The organism is Methylomonas stagni (assembly GCF_050154735.1).
In the GTDB taxonomy this organism is placed as follows: Bacteria; Pseudomonadota; Gammaproteobacteria; order Methylococcales; family Methylomonadaceae; genus Methylomonas; species Methylomonas koyamae_A.
On sequence record NZ_CP189557.1, the window covers coordinates 3,157,251 to 3,170,625 of the forward strand.

Below are 13,375 nucleotides of genomic sequence, written 5' to 3' on the forward strand. Positions count from 1 at the left end.
CGAAGCGGTTTTGTCCGGCTCAGCGCTTCCGACCTTTCGGCGGCAATGACCCGAAATGACGCCGGCTCTCCAAGCCCGGCTCGCAGCGGAATGACTAGCGGCTTGCCGAAGCCGCCAACTCCGCTTCGACGACCGGCGGCAAACGCTTCGGCATCCGGATTCGCAGTTGCTTGTTGATGTGATACTGACCGAACACGACTTGGATATCCTTGATCGTCACGCCAAACTCCCTGGCCAAAAACCGGACCATGTGGTCGGTGGCCTTGCCGTCCTCCGGTGTCGCGGTAACGCTGATTTTCAGTTGAGCGCCCTTGGGTTTGCCGATGACATCGCGTTTGGCGCTCGGCGTGCCAAGCACGTTCAACACCAAGACATCACCGTCCCAAGCGCAGAACGACACCGGTCCAGACCGCCCCTGATCTCCAGTCCCGCCCTGGCCTCGCGGATTCTTAAGTTTCGGATTTGCCATGTCACCCTTCGTTGTCGCCACGATATAGCGTAAATGTACGTCATGTCGTCGCGAATTCTAACAAAACACTCCGACAACAAAATGACGCAACCCGCAAAATAAAAACAACTCTTTGTTTTATAAAAACAATTTATTTATGGCACGCGAACCGCTTATATAAAAACAAAACATCTATCGGGAGAGCCGCCATGAACACCGTCAACCACCCCAACAGCATTGCACTGACTACCTTTATGGACAACTTGAGCGGCGAGTTTATCGCTCAAACCGGTTACGGTGCTTACGTGTACCTTAATCCGGTCGACATCGAACGCTTGTTCCAGGATTACCGCCAACAAAACATGCCGATTCGCAACCTGGTGCGGCGACTGTTGAAAAACTTATAGAAATCACATCCTTTGCCGCAAGGCTCCATGCCGAGCGGCAAGGGATGGTCAGTTGGCGACAACAACACTCCTAAGGCCCACGCTCCGATCACGGACCCATCCTGAAAAACCCAAAAAACTGTTGGCCGATCGACAATATCGACGACTGCCGAACTAACCCTAACGTTCAGTCGAACACTTGCCTAAGCCTTATGCCACCTACCGCGACTAGCCTAATCGAGGCTAGTTTACACCGGTCCCGACCATCGCCGCGCAATTCCGCCGAGAATCGCCGTGTGGTATAGTTTCGACCGTAAACCTGCCCATCTGGGCAATGTCAAGCGAGATAGCCGCTCGATATAGTACGAAAAACTTGAACTGGTTCTCACGCTGAGATTAATACTAGACGGATCAATAGCCATTTCAAGCGCGACCTTATTTTTTAGTAAAGTCAGCCATTGCAGGCGATGCAGCCTTCCGGGCGATTACGCACTTGCCATGTATACGGTAGCTGGAAGCTTGGAGAACGGGTACCGTTCTTTTCCGGCCGGGTTTGTGAAAGCCCAGTCTCAGCAATACAGAACGAGAACATGATGAACCTGAAATATTTTCCGCTGATCGGCCTGCTGCTTGCCACCGCCACGCCATCCGCCGCCGACGTTGCCTCCCCGCTAAACTTGGCGCAGTTGCGCCAAACCGCCGCCGATTTCGAGCACGGCCGTGGCATCAAACAAGATTACGGATTAGCTTTCGAAATGTATTGCAAGGCCGCGTTGGCCGGCGACAGCGAATCGGCTTACGGTCTGGGCTTTATGTATTTCAACGGTCGCGGCGTCAAACGGGATCTGCCGCTGGCCAGTCACTGGTTCAAACAAGCCGCCGACCGCGGCGACCATCACGCTCAAACCATGTTGAGCCGCTTCGGCGACGCTCCGGCCACCGAAGACCCAGCCTGCCACCCGGAACCGGTCGTGACGGTGACGGTAACCGACAACAACCCCAACCGGCAAATCGTCGAGGCCTGGGTCAATCAAATCGCGCCAGTCTACGGCATCGACCCGCAATTGGTGATGGCGGTCATCAAAGCCGAATCGGCGTTCAATCCGACCGCGCTGTCCGGCAAAAACGCCCAGGGTCTGATGCAATTGATACCCGAAACTGCGGAGCGCTTCGGCATCAAGGATGCATGGAATCCGGTGCAAAACATCAAGGGCGGCACGGCTTATCTGCATTGGCTGTTGCGCCATTTCGAAGGCAAGGTCGATCTGGTTCTGGCGGCGTACAATGCCGGCGAGAAAGCCGTCGAGCGCTATAAGGGCATTCCGCCTTATGCCGAAACTCAGAACTATGTGAAGCAAATCCTGGCGTGGTATCCCAATGCCACCCACCCCATCCCACCGCAGTCGCCGCAAAAAAATCTGGTCATCGAAGTTAAAACCTAATCGAACCTGCGCGGCTGCTTTACGCCAAGATTACGAATCGATTTCCGACCTCAACCGGTTCCCAACGACATACCCAGTTCCTCCGACGACAATCGCGCCTTGGTCAACTCGGCAATATCGCCACATCCAAACCGCGCTCGACCAACCAAATCAGCGCTAGCCCTGCAATACCGGTCGAGCCGTATTTCAAGACCCAGACCGGATAATAGCGCTGCCGGCTACCCCAATAAATCAACGGCAAAGCGACCGCGATAATCGCCAATTGCCCCAACTCGACGCCGAAATTAAAACCCAGCAAGGCCAACGCTTGCCCGGATTTCGGCAACGCCAGATCCAGCAGTACGCCGGCGATGCCCATGCCGTGAACCAAACCGAAACCGAAGGCCAACCACACCCGGCGTTCGGTAAACCAGGCATAGATGTTGTTCAGCGCGGCGACCGCCACCGAAGCGGCAATCGCCGCTTCGACCCAACGACTAGGCAGCGCCAAATATTGCCAAACCGTCAACGCCAGCGTCAGCGAGTGGGCCAGCGTAAACGCCGTCACCACCGCCAACACATCGGTACCAATTTCGGCGAGATTCGCCTTGCGCCGCCAGGTCAAACCGTCGCGCGCCAACGCCGCCGGCAACAGCAAACTCAACAAAAACAGCAGATGATCGTAGCCGGCCCAGATGTGCGTCATCCCCTCTTGGACAAACGCCGCCAGCTCAGGCCAGACGCCGCCTTCACTCACAATCTCCAAGGTCTGCGTCGGTTGCTCGGGACTAAACACCGCACTACGCGCGCCGCTAGGCCCAACCAAACTAAACAAGCCGCGATGGCGCGCGTCGAACTCGAAAAACCAGCGGTAATCGACCATCAATTGCCGCACGGTCGCCGGACAATCCACCCGAAAATCCAGTACCGCGTAACCGCCGTCGCTGTGCTCGTCGACCCGCAAACCCTCGCCATCCAAGCGACAGGCCCGGCCGTCGCCGCTGATGTCCAAACGGCTTAGCGCATGTGCCGCGACGACATCGCCGCGCTCGCGCAACTCCCGCCAGGTAATGCGGCCGTCATCGTCCTGATCCAGACCGACCGCTTCCTGCAAATCGCGTAGCGCCATGTCCCAGCGGCCGACCCAGCGCTGCCCATCCCAGGTCAAGCTCAGATACGCATCGCTGGCCTTGTGCGCCGAGGCGGCGCAACTGGCACCGATCAATATTAGAAACACGAGCCATCGTCTCATGCCAGCCTCCCGGCGACGCGTGCCGCCAAGTCCCGCAAACGCACATCTTCCAAGCCGGTTCGCGCCAAAAACGCCAATACGTCGCGAGCGGCGTCGAACTTGCCGGCCGCGATCGCCGCTTCCAGCAAGATACGAGCATCGCGCGGTTCGCGCTGCACTTGCCAATTGGCGGCGGCCAGCGCCAAAGCCTGTTCGGGTTCGCTATTCAATTGCAATTCAAACCGGGCTTCATCGCCCTGGTGACTGGTATCGCCCCTGCGACGACTGTCGGCAAAACGCGCCGCCAGCGTCCGCCGGTGCCCTTCGGCTTCGGAATGCCCCAACTGCCGCTCCGCCAAGGCCAACCTCAACAACAAGCCGTCGGCGCGCTGCTCGCCGGTCAACAACTCAAGCACTTCGGCATAGCGCTGTCTATCCAGCAAAAAATCGGCAAAACCGGCCAATGGGTACGCACTCAGCCGGCCAATAGCCAAGGCCCGCCGGTAGTGGCGTTCGGCCGCACCGGTATCGCCCAGCCGCTCCGCCATTTCAGCGAGCACGGTCCAGGCCCATTGCCTTTCGTCGGCCGACTCCGGGCCGGCAACCGACAACAACGCCGCCAACCGCCGGTAAGCCGGTTCGAGCTGGCCGCTGTCGGCCAACACGGACTCGACGCACACCCGCCCGGACCAACCGGCCGCCAGGCGGCTGACGGTCAAACAGCTTTGCAGCGCCTCGGGATAACGTCCCTGCACCTGATGAATTGCCGCCTGCGTCAGCCAGGCCCCAATCAGCCTGGGTCTTAAAGCCAGCGCTCGCCGCAAATCGGCCAGAGCCGCCGAAAAATCGTGGCGATTCTGGGCCAGCACGGCGCGCAAGGTCAGGATCTCGGGAGACGGGTTAGCGCGAGCCAACGGTGCCAACACCGCCTCGGCACGGCCGAAATAACGCGGATCGGCCTCCGCCCGTCCCAACGCGATGTAACGCTCCACTAACTGCAAAGCCAGCGCCCGGTCGTCCGGCGTCGCCCGCAGTTGTTCGCGCAACGCGCGAAGTTGCGCATCGCCGCCGCGCTCAGGCAGTACTTCCAAAACCTGATCGTCGTCCACCGGTACGAAGGCTCGACCCAAGGCAATCGGTCCGAACGCCAGTAGCGCCGTCAATAGTAAATGTCTCATCGATAGCTCCTGTTTGCATTCAAATTGGCTAACTATTCAACGCGAAGTAAACACGCCCTCTCCCGACGGAGTGGGGGGATGAACACCTCAATGTCAGCTATGCCGTTCGCTGAGCGGCGTCGAGCGAAATCCCTGGCTTCGGCTCCGCTCAGCCGACACCTTATTTCGACTCCACTCAGCCGACACCTTATTTCGCTTCCAAAAACGATTCATGATCATTGGTTAGCATCATGGGGCGCCAAGCTTCGGCGCCCCACCGACCAACGGCTATTGCTCCGGGCAATTGGCCGCCGCCGAGCTCAAACTGTCGGCGCAACCGGCTTCGCCGGGATCGACGTGCCGGCTTTGCCGGCCGCTATTGGCGAAGGCCACGTAGGGAAAACTCTCCTGATAATTTCGGTCGTTGGCGTTAACCCCATCACCGACCCGATTGTTGGGGAAAGCGCCGAAACCGGCGCGCAGCACGCCGACCGCGGCTTGCGCGGTGATGTCTAGGACATCGTCGGATACCCGGCGACCGTTCGGAAAGCCCGCGCTATCGCCCGCCAAAAAACCCATTCGTTTACGCGCGGCGGTTGTCGTCGGTCCGATTCCGGTGTTCAAGCGCAGCAAATCGGCGATCGGCCCGCGCTGTTCGCTGGTGCAGGCCGGACAAATCGGCGCCGCGTAAAACACCAAAGGGCCCAAATCGAACGCCGGTTGGTCCGGATTGACGCGCGGCGGCACTGGCACCGGCAGCACGCCGGCCGTCGCGGCATTAAGGACCCGCGCGATCAACGGATCAACGACGTAGGCGGCGTAATCGCCGTCTTGCTTGGGTTCGCTCATGCTGAACTTGTCCTTGTCGCCGGTACCGATCAACAATTCGTTGACCAACGGATTGCCCATCCGCTGAATTTGCGTATAAGCGTTGGCCAATTTGGGCCGGCCGCCGGGTTTTTCGGCATAGGATTTGGTGCGCGGCCGCGATGTGGTGGCATAAGTGCCGACGACCGCGAAAGCCTCGTTGGCGCCGTGCAATTTGCCGTCCTGGGTCAACATCGCGATCGGCAGTTCGATGGCGATAGCATTGACGTTGAAACCGGCCACGTCGTCGGGCGCGAAGTTACGCGCGTCGTCGGCGCTTTGCGCGTCGCTCAACACGCCGGCCACGCCGACTCCGGAGGCGCCGCTCCGAAAATTCAAGGTATCGAAGGCCGCACCCAAATCGATGTAAAACGGATCGTCGACGGTGCCGGCAAACACTTTAATACCGCCGGCCAAGTCGTAAATACCTTGTTTGGCCAGCGCCGGATAATCCGGCATCGTGCGCGGCCCAACGTTGGACGGCACCGCGTAGAGTTTTTGCCCGCCGTTCAACTCGAGCACCTGACGGTTTTTACCCTTACCCTTGATCAGCGTCACCGTGTAGCTCTGCCGCAAGCCCAAGCCTTCCGAGCCCGGCCCATCCAACGCGGAAATCGCCACCGGCACCAGCGGCGTACCGGCCGGCAACGGTACCGGCGAATTGAACGGCGTGTTCAGACCGTCGCCAATGCCGACGAAGCCGGTGAACACGCCCGGCAAGCGGGATTCGGTTTTAAAACGGAATTGCAAGGTTAGGTCTTCTTCGGCATCGAAATCGTTGTCCACTTTCATTTCGTAGAGGATTTCCGGATCGAACGGAAAATAATTCGGGCCGTTGCTCGGGTCCAGCAAGGGATCGACATTCAAAATCATCGTGACCTTACTGGGATCGTCGTAACTGACGAACGCAAACCAATCGGTGATGTCGGCCTTGGCATCCAGCGCGGTCAACGGCGCTTCGCGGTGGTTGGCGGCTTGCGCGGACGATGCGCCGCAGGCGAGCAACGCGGCGATCAGACTTAGGCTATAGCGATTTATCGATTTCATGGTCATGCTCCCAAACGTTTAAACAATGGCCGAGGTCATGCCGCCCCGGTTACGCGGTTGCGCCCAGCGGCCCAAGCCAAAAAACATCGCCGACGCCAGCAACAGCATCGCGGTCGGCGGCTCGGGAACCGTCGCGGCTTGCGCGGCATTGACGCCGACGATATGAAAGTCCCAGGCCGACGTGCGATTGGCATCGACCAAATCGCCGTTGCCATCGACTAGCGAACCCTCGCAGAACTGAGCGTTACCGCATCCGAACACCTGGGTGAACCAGGGATCGGCATCGCGTAAAAATCCGTCGGCCAGCGCGCTGGAAACCGCGAAGTTGTCGTATTGCGTCAACGTGGCGATGTAATCGCCGGCCACCAAATTGGTCGTCAGATAGCTGTCGAATTCGCCGTAGCTCAGCGGCACGCCGTTCGAGAACGCGATTCCGCCGCCGTTGCCGTCGTCCTGTTCGGCCAGCAGTTGACCGCTGGCGTCCCAAAGCGTCAAAATCGGATCGAAACCGCCCGTCAGCCACGATGACGTAAACAACGTCACGTTGCCGGGATTGGCGATGCTGAAATCGAAGCGGACCACCGAGTTGTCCCGGCTGAAATTGCCGGCAAAATCGAAATCGGCGGCCCCGGCCGGCCCGCCGATCAGGCAGCCGCTCAGGATCGCCGCGTAGAGTTGTGTTTTCATGTTGATGTCCTCGTCATGGGTCAAAATGCAAGCCTCATCGGCGACCAACCGCGCTAACGCGCATCGGTGCCTGGCCTGCAATGACTACTACGGGGACTCCGCTGATTTGGATGCAACAGCGGTGATAAATTTTTGGATAGCGCCCGGCTTACGGCCGTACGGGAGACAAAAGCGCCGAAATCCGGCGGCATTTGCTACCGCCACGATAAAAATTGTTGCAATGAAATCGGCTGAACCAACCAAGCCAACTTGGCCCCGCTGCATCCAAACTCGGACGAATGGCGTATAGCACTTATAACCACCACGACGGCGACATGACCGAAACCCACCCGATTCCCGACCTCGATGCCAACATGGCCGCCGATACCGCGTTGCGGCAAGCGTTGGCCGGCATCGTCGATCAAGATCAGGCGGCGCTGGCGACGTTGTATGACGTCCTGGTCGAGCAGGTGTACGGTGTGGCCTTGCGTATTCTGAAACAACCGGCCAGCGCGGAAGAAGTGGTGCAGGACACCTTCTGGCAGGTCTGGCGGCAAGCGCCGCGCTTCGATCCGGAACGCGGCACGGTCAAGGCCTGGGTCCTGACCATCGCGCGCAGTCGGGCCTTGGACTTGCTGCGCCAATGCGACTCGGACCTGACCGACTTGGAACCGGAAGCATGGGCGGCGATCGAAGGACCAGGCGGGCAAGCACCGATCGACGTGTTGGCCGCCACCCAACAAGGCCATCGCGTGCATGCCGCGCTCGCCGCCCTGGACCCGATACCCCGGCAATTGGTGTCGCTGGCATTTCTGCGCGGGCTGAGCCACGAGGAAATCGCGCAGTGCAGCGGTTTGCCGTTGGGCACGGTCAAGTCGCACATCCGTCGAGCCTTGCTCGGCATGCAACAGTCTTTATCGATCAACCTAGGCGAGGATTATCGCGAATGACCGACAACCCACCCCGCAAGCCCACCGACGCCGCCGAGCCGATTGCCGCGCAACTGCTGGACGCCCTGACGCCGCTGCCGGTCGCCGCGCCGCGCCGCGCCGCGATGCGCGAAGGTTTGCTGGGCAAAGTCGCCGACAGTCTGGCGAGTCACGCCGGTTTGTTGACGGTACGCACCCGCCACGGCATCTGGCGGGAGTTGAAATCGGGCGTGCGCTACAAAACCCTGTGGGACGGACCGCGAGGCGGCTCGGTATTGATCGAACTGGCGGCCAGAGCCTCGCTGATGCCGCACCGCCACAACTGGCTGGAGGAAGGCATCGTACTGCGCGGCGAATTGACGATGGACGACCTGCGATTGGGCCCATTCGACTACCACGTGTCGCCGGCCGGTAGCCGGCACGGCGCCATCCATTCCGAAACCGGAGCGCTAGCCTTTCTGCGCGGCACCTCGCTCGGCGATACGCCCGGTGTGATTCGAGAAATCCTGGGCGGCCTGCTGCCCGGCGCGGACCGCTCGCAAAGCTGTTACCCGAATTCAGCGGCGGACTGGCGCGAGCTTGCGCCCGGCATAGAACAATGGGTGCTTTATCGCGACGGCGAACTGGAATCCAGTTACTACCGCTTCGCCCCCGGCAGCCGCATTAGCGGTCATGCTCATCCGATCGATGAAGAGTGCATCCTGCTATCCGGCGACCTGTATTTGGACGACATTTTGCTGCTGCCGGGCGACTATCAGATGGCGCCCGCCGGCAGCCGGCACGGCAACGCCGAATCCGAGTCCGGCGCGCTGCTCTACGTGCGCGGCGCGCCGTGCGAACGGCAAAACATCAGCTAAGCCTCGTCCGGCATCGCGTTGTCCGAGCGTGATTCGACGAACTCGCCCGGTTAAGCGCTTACACCGGCTCCAGTGCGAACGCCGCCAGCGCCGAGGCATCCAGCGTGTACAGCCGATAACTGCCGTCGGTGGTCAACACCGAAACGCCGAGTTGCTCGGCAAACGCGGCCTTGCCTTCCGTGCTACAGATTCCCAACAATTGCGCCGGGGTAAAACCGTGCCGGTAAATGCTGCTGGCGTCTCGGCCGTAAACGCCGACATCGCCGATCACCAGGCCGGCGGCGTGGGTTAACGCCGATTGCACCGGATCGTCGCAAGTCCCTTTCTGCACGGCGAAATCGAAGGTCGCAAAGTTGTGCGGATGGTAGGCCCGGAATGCCACTTCGATGTTGGCGTTCGGCGGATACGGCACGAAACCGCAGCAATTGCTGGCCACTTCGCTGCCGTTGACCTTGATTTGGTAAATTTGCGCCTCGCAACGTTGATTGTCGATCCGCGCGTTCATCCGATAAGCGGACGCGCTGCCCGGCGCGCTGAGTTGAACATAGGCGTCGAGCGCATCCAGCGACGGCGCGAAACTCGCATAGTCCGGCACTTGGAATAAATGGCGAGGGATCGCGGTCAGCTTGTTGCCGTTAACGTCGAACAATTCCAACGTGAATTCGTACAAACCGTCGGCAAATTTGGCCGAATCGAAGCTGACCGTGACGGTGTTCTGATCCCACAGCGGATTCAATTCCGGCGCGCTGACCGGCGCCGCGCTGGGATAGGCCGGCGGAATCACGAACAAATCGTCGTGGCCGTTTTTCGTCACCGGCCCCAATTTGAAGCTATTGACACCGATATGTTTATGCAGCGCGGCATCGAAGAATTCGTAGGTATAGGATTTGTAAAGTGCCTGACCGCCGTGCAGCGATGCCGGCAACATCGGCGCGGCCGGCGACAGATCGGCGTTGCGCAATTTGCGATAGTTCCAGCGGTAGTAATACATGCCGTTGCTCGGCAAGCCGCTACCGAACTGCACGACAAAACTCAAACCGCCGCCGAACGGCCGCCGGAACTCGCCGACCGGATTCGGACTGGCCCACACCGACACGTCGCTCAAGCCGATCCGATTGAAGTTTTTGCCCTGTACCGGTACATTCAGATCGGTTTGTTGGATATGTACCACGCTGGCGCTGCTGCCTATGGTTTTGATCCAGACGATGTCGCCGTCGACCACGTCATTGCATTCCCAACGCACGCGCGGGTCGGTGATCCGCACCGTCAGCGAGCTGCCGCAGGCGTAATTCCAGTAGGTATGGCACGGAATTGCCGGTTTATAGACCGTAGTCCAAACGCCGTCGATCAGATATTCCACCCACAAATAGATATCCGGTTGATCGCCGTCGTCCCAATACCAGTATTGGGTTTCGAAACCGCCGTTAAGGTCGGTGTAGGTCAGCGCAATTTCGTCGCAACGGTAAAAATACGGCCACAACCAGGGGATGCCGCAAAAATAAGGGTGGAAGACCGGAAACTGCTCGACCAGCACGCCGCGGATTGCCTGTGCGTTGCCCGACAACAGCCGCTGGCTGACATTACTGTCCAAGACGGCCGCCAAACGCTCCGATTGCGCCAAGGTGATGCGGCTGGACCAGTCGCGGCGCAGTTCCGATACCGCGCCGAATGCGGGCTTTTCCGCTGGCGGCAAGGGCTGCGGATTCAAGGAAACCGCGCTCCAGTCCGGACCGGGTTCCGGCACCGGGATAGGCCACTGCGGTTCGACGATGATTTCCGGAATTTTCAAAATCACCCAGTCCGGAATCCGGTCTATCCACCAGCGAACTCTGTCCACTTCGCAAACGTGTACCCGCGCGTTGCAGATACCGCGATCCTGAGTCAGGTCGCCGATGCTGAATTGTTTAATGACCCGGCCGCGTATCCGGCACATGCGCAAGCGCCAGAACGACGCGACGAAGTCGGGAATCGTCAGCGCCAGCCAACCGCCGCGCGGATTGGCAACCAGACTCGCCTCGTAGGGCTTGAATTTTTCCAAGGCCGCCAGCGTGGTCACCGCGTCGATGCGACCGTCCGCCGCCGGGGCGATCAACAGCCGCAATTCGCGAGGATTCTTGTCGGGCGTTTTGAGTTCGAGCTGGCCTTTTTGGACCGGTGCCTTTTCCAGCAAGCGTCCGCCCCGCGAGAACAGGAAGCCGACCAGCGGGATTTCCTGGCACGGCGCCTTTTCGAAATTGACCTGCAATTGCATTCTTTCATGGGACTTAGCCATTGTCGTACCCTCGTCGTAAACATGGTCGGCGGCCGGGTTCGTTGGGCGAACCGGCCGGAACGCGGCGTGAACGAGGCGGAGAAAATGACCGATGGCCCCCAACAACGACGGCGGCCGGCGCGCCAACGAATTGGCGTTTAGCGGCGAACTGAAAGTCCGGTATCGGAGAGCACCCCTGCCTCGATTCTACCCGGTACGACTATAGAGAGCGGAGAGTGGCGCGGCTGTTAACTAATACCCGGCCGGCGCGGTGGATTTTCACAAGCGCGGATTGAGGGCGAACGGCCGAACCCGGCGAGTTCGGCCGGCTGGGGATTTATCCGGCGCCTTCGGCGTCGGCGTGCTGGAACTGCATCCGGTGCAGTTTGGCGTAGGTACCGTCGCGGGCCAGCAATTCAGCGTGACTGCCGCGTTCAACGATCCGGCCCTTGTCCATCACCAAAATCACGTCGGCGGCCTCGATCGTCGATAGCCGATGCGCGACCACCAGCGTGGTTCGGCCCTGCATCACCCGGCTCAACGCGGCTTGAATGTAACGTTCGGACTCGGTATCCAACGCCGAGGTGGCTTCGTCCAAAATCAAAATCGGCGCATCCTTTAGCAGCGCCCGCGCCAAGGCCAGGCGCTGGCGTTGGCCGCCGGACAATTTGACGCCGTTTTCGCCGATCTCGGTATCCAGACCTTCCGGCATCCGCTCGATGAAATCGGTGGCGTAGGCATCGCGGGCGGCCCGCTCGATCGCCGCGCGGTCGGCACCCTGCAACGCGCCGTAGGCGATATTGTTGGCGACGCTGGCGTTGAACAGCGTGACATGTTGAGTCACCAACGCAATTTGCCGGCGCAGACAGCCCAGTTGATAGCGTTTCAACTCCACGCCGTCGATCAAGATCTCGCCCTCGCTGTAGTCGTAAAAGCGCGGCAGCAGATTAATCAAGGTGCTCTTGCCGCCGCCGGACGCGCCGACCAAAGCTACGGTCTGGCCGGGTTCTATGGTCAGGTCGATGCCGCCCAGCGCAGGCACCTCGGCGCCGGGGTAACTGAAGCGCAAGTTTTTGAACTCGATGCGGCCTTGAACTCGCTCGGTTTGGTAATCCCCGCCATCCCGCTCCAGCGGTTCGTCCAACACTTCGAACAGCGATTCGGCGGCGGCGATGCCGCGCAGAATCTCGGAATTGGCGTCGCTGAGTTGGCGGATCGGCTTGGGCAACAAAATCGCCGCCATGAAAAAGCCGGCGAATTCGCCCGGCGTCGAATCGCGCATTACAATCAAGGCCAGATAAACCATGCCGGCCAACGCGATCGAAATCAACAACTGCATCAGCGGATTGTTCAACGACACGGTCATGATCAATTTGCGGTACTGACGGCGATTTTCCAGGCTGGCGTCGCGAAAGCGGCGGCGTTCGTAATCTTCGCCGCCGAAACTCTTGACGATGCGGTTGCCGGACACTACTTCCGAGGTGATATGGGTGATGTCGCCGACGGTGTCCTGCATGTTGCGGCTCAGCCGTTTCAAGCGTTTGCCGACGTAGCGCACCATCGTCGCGACCACCGGCGCTATCGCCAGAAATACCAGCGACAATTGCAGATTGGTGTGCGCCAGATAGGCCAACAAGCCTATCGCGGTAAAGCCTTCCCGCACGAAGGAGCGGATCGAGTCCGAGGTTGCGCGGGTGACTTCGCCAATGTTGTTGGTGATCCGCGAAATCATGTAACCGCTGTTATGGCTGTCGAAATACTGCACCGACAAACCGGTGTAATGATCGAAGATGTCGCAGCGCAAGCGATGAATCAAGTTGCCGGAAATCCGCGCCAGATAATAGTTGCCGAGGAAGGAGCCGACGCCGCGCACTAGAAACAAGCCGACGAACAGTAGCGGCAGGTATTCGATACCGGTGCGGTCTTCGCGATTGAAACTGTCGATGATGCGCTGCACGATCATCGCCAGGGCCGGCTCGGTCGCGGCGTAAATCGCAAAGCCGAACGCGCTGACCAGAAACATCCGCCAGTACGGCAACACAAAGCGCATCAAGCGCTGGTAGACTTGGCTGTCGGTCATGGTCTGGCGTGATTTCTGTGACTTGCTCAATGCGG

The 13,375-nt window shown here is 59.8% G+C and carries 11 protein-coding genes; 4 read left to right on the forward strand and 7 right to left on the reverse strand.

Annotated features, from left to right (window positions below; all coding sequences use genetic code 11):
* Nucleotides 1-94 precede the first annotated feature (94 nt).
* Nucleotides 95-469: a DUF167 domain-containing protein gene (locus ACP4CD_RS14580; RefSeq protein ID WP_426991434.1), complete on the reverse strand. Its 375-nt coding sequence runs from the start codon at nt 467-469 to the stop codon at nt 95-97.
* Nucleotides 470-657: 188 nt separating this feature from the next.
* Here ACP4CD_RS14580 and ACP4CD_RS14585 point away from each other — a divergent pair, with 188 nt between their 5' ends.
* Together ACP4CD_RS14585 and ACP4CD_RS14590 are read left to right on the forward strand one after the other, a co-directional pair.
* Nucleotides 658-855 (forward strand): hypothetical protein, encoded by a 198-nt coding sequence (locus tag ACP4CD_RS14585; protein WP_064023921.1) that lies wholly within the window; start codon nt 658-660, stop codon nt 853-855.
* A gap of 569 nt (nt 856-1,424) precedes the next feature.
* Nucleotides 1,425-2,276: a transglycosylase SLT domain-containing protein gene (locus ACP4CD_RS14590; RefSeq protein WP_254786656.1), complete on the forward strand. Its 852-nt coding sequence runs from the start codon at nt 1,425-1,427 to the stop codon at nt 2,274-2,276.
* 103 nt (nt 2,277-2,379) lie between these two features.
* On the opposite strand, the gene ACP4CD_RS14595 is transcribed toward ACP4CD_RS14590, so the two are convergent.
* From ACP4CD_RS14595 to ACP4CD_RS14610, 4 genes are all read right to left on the reverse strand, one after another.
* Entirely contained in the window at nt 2,380-3,507 is a 1,128-nt protein-coding gene (locus ACP4CD_RS14595; RefSeq protein ID WP_426991435.1) for a HupE/UreJ family protein, read from the reverse strand.
* The gene (locus ACP4CD_RS14600; RefSeq protein WP_426991437.1) at nt 3,504-4,664 is read right to left on the reverse strand and encodes a hypothetical protein; all 1,161 of its coding nucleotides are present in this window, start codon (nt 4,662-4,664) and stop codon (nt 3,504-3,506) included. The genes ACP4CD_RS14595 and ACP4CD_RS14600 overlap by 4 nt, the downstream gene beginning before the upstream one ends.
* Before the next feature lie 267 nt (nt 4,665-4,931).
* A complete protein-coding gene (locus ACP4CD_RS14605; protein ID WP_426991438.1) occupies nt 4,932-6,557 on the reverse strand; it encodes a DUF4331 domain-containing protein in 1,626 nt (541 codons plus the stop codon).
* Between the two features lie 18 nt (nt 6,558-6,575).
* Nucleotides 6,576-7,244, reverse strand: a complete 669-nt coding sequence (locus ACP4CD_RS14610; protein WP_426991439.1) for a DVUA0089 family protein — start codon at nt 7,242-7,244, stop codon at nt 6,576-6,578.
* 278 nt (nt 7,245-7,522) lie between these two features.
* Between ACP4CD_RS14610 and ACP4CD_RS14615 the strand changes: the two genes are divergently transcribed.
* Both ACP4CD_RS14615 and ACP4CD_RS14620 read left to right on the forward strand, forming a co-directional pair.
* Complete coding sequence (locus ACP4CD_RS14615; protein ID WP_426991440.1) at nt 7,523-8,173, forward strand: sigma-70 family RNA polymerase sigma factor; 651 nt, start codon at nt 7,523-7,525, stop codon at nt 8,171-8,173.
* Nucleotides 8,170-9,009, forward strand: coding sequence for a cupin domain-containing protein (locus tag ACP4CD_RS14620; RefSeq protein ID WP_426991441.1), 840 nt, complete (start codon nt 8,170-8,172; stop codon nt 9,007-9,009). The genes ACP4CD_RS14615 and ACP4CD_RS14620 overlap by 4 nt, the downstream gene beginning before the upstream one ends.
* Before the next feature lie 58 nt (nt 9,010-9,067).
* Here ACP4CD_RS14620 and ACP4CD_RS14625 read toward each other — a convergent pair whose 3' ends face one another.
* Nucleotides 9,068-11,281 carry a hypothetical protein gene (locus ACP4CD_RS14625; protein WP_426991442.1) on the reverse strand — a complete coding sequence of 738 codons (2,214 nt, stop codon included), beginning with the start codon at nt 11,279-11,281 and terminating at the stop codon, nt 9,068-9,070.
* Nucleotides 11,282-11,597: 316 nt separating this feature from the next.
* The gene (gene msbA, locus ACP4CD_RS14630) at nt 11,598-13,340 is read right to left on the reverse strand and encodes a lipid A export permease/ATP-binding protein MsbA (RefSeq protein ID WP_426991443.1); all 1,743 of its coding nucleotides are present in this window, start codon (nt 13,338-13,340) and stop codon (nt 11,598-11,600) included.
* Nucleotides 13,341-13,375: the final 35 nt, after the last annotated feature.

Excerpts from the sequence above, each read along its gene's own strand:
- ACP4CD_RS14580 (WP_426991434.1), bottom strand. The coding sequence starts at position 469 with ATGGCAAATCCGAAACTTAAGAATCCGCGAGGCCAGGGCGGGACTGGA.
- ACP4CD_RS14585 (WP_064023921.1), top strand. The coding sequence starts at position 658 with ATGAACACCGTCAACCACCCCAACAGCATTGCACTGACTACCTTTATG.
- ACP4CD_RS14590 (WP_254786656.1), top strand. The coding sequence starts at position 1,425 with ATGATGAACCTGAAATATTTTCCGCTGATCGGCCTGCTGCTTGCCACC.
- ACP4CD_RS14595 (WP_426991435.1), bottom strand. The coding sequence starts at position 3,507 with ATGAGACGATGGCTCGTGTTTCTAATATTGATCGGTGCCAGTTGCGCC.
- ACP4CD_RS14600 (WP_426991437.1), bottom strand. The coding sequence starts at position 4,664 with ATGAGACATTTACTATTGACGGCGCTACTGGCGTTCGGACCGATTGCC.
- ACP4CD_RS14605 (WP_426991438.1), bottom strand. The coding sequence starts at position 6,557 with ATGAAATCGATAAATCGCTATAGCCTAAGTCTGATCGCCGCGTTGCTC.
- ACP4CD_RS14610 (WP_426991439.1), bottom strand. The coding sequence starts at position 7,244 with ATGAAAACACAACTCTACGCGGCGATCCTGAGCGGCTGCCTGATCGGC.
- ACP4CD_RS14615 (WP_426991440.1), top strand. The coding sequence starts at position 7,523 with ATGGCGTATAGCACTTATAACCACCACGACGGCGACATGACCGAAACC.
- ACP4CD_RS14620 (WP_426991441.1), top strand. The coding sequence starts at position 8,170 with ATGACCGACAACCCACCCCGCAAGCCCACCGACGCCGCCGAGCCGATT.
- ACP4CD_RS14625 (WP_426991442.1), bottom strand. The coding sequence starts at position 11,281 with ATGGCTAAGTCCCATGAAAGAATGCAATTGCAGGTCAATTTCGAAAAG.
- msbA (WP_426991443.1), bottom strand. The coding sequence starts at position 13,340 with ATGACCGACAGCCAAGTCTACCAGCGCTTGATGCGCTTTGTGTTGCCG.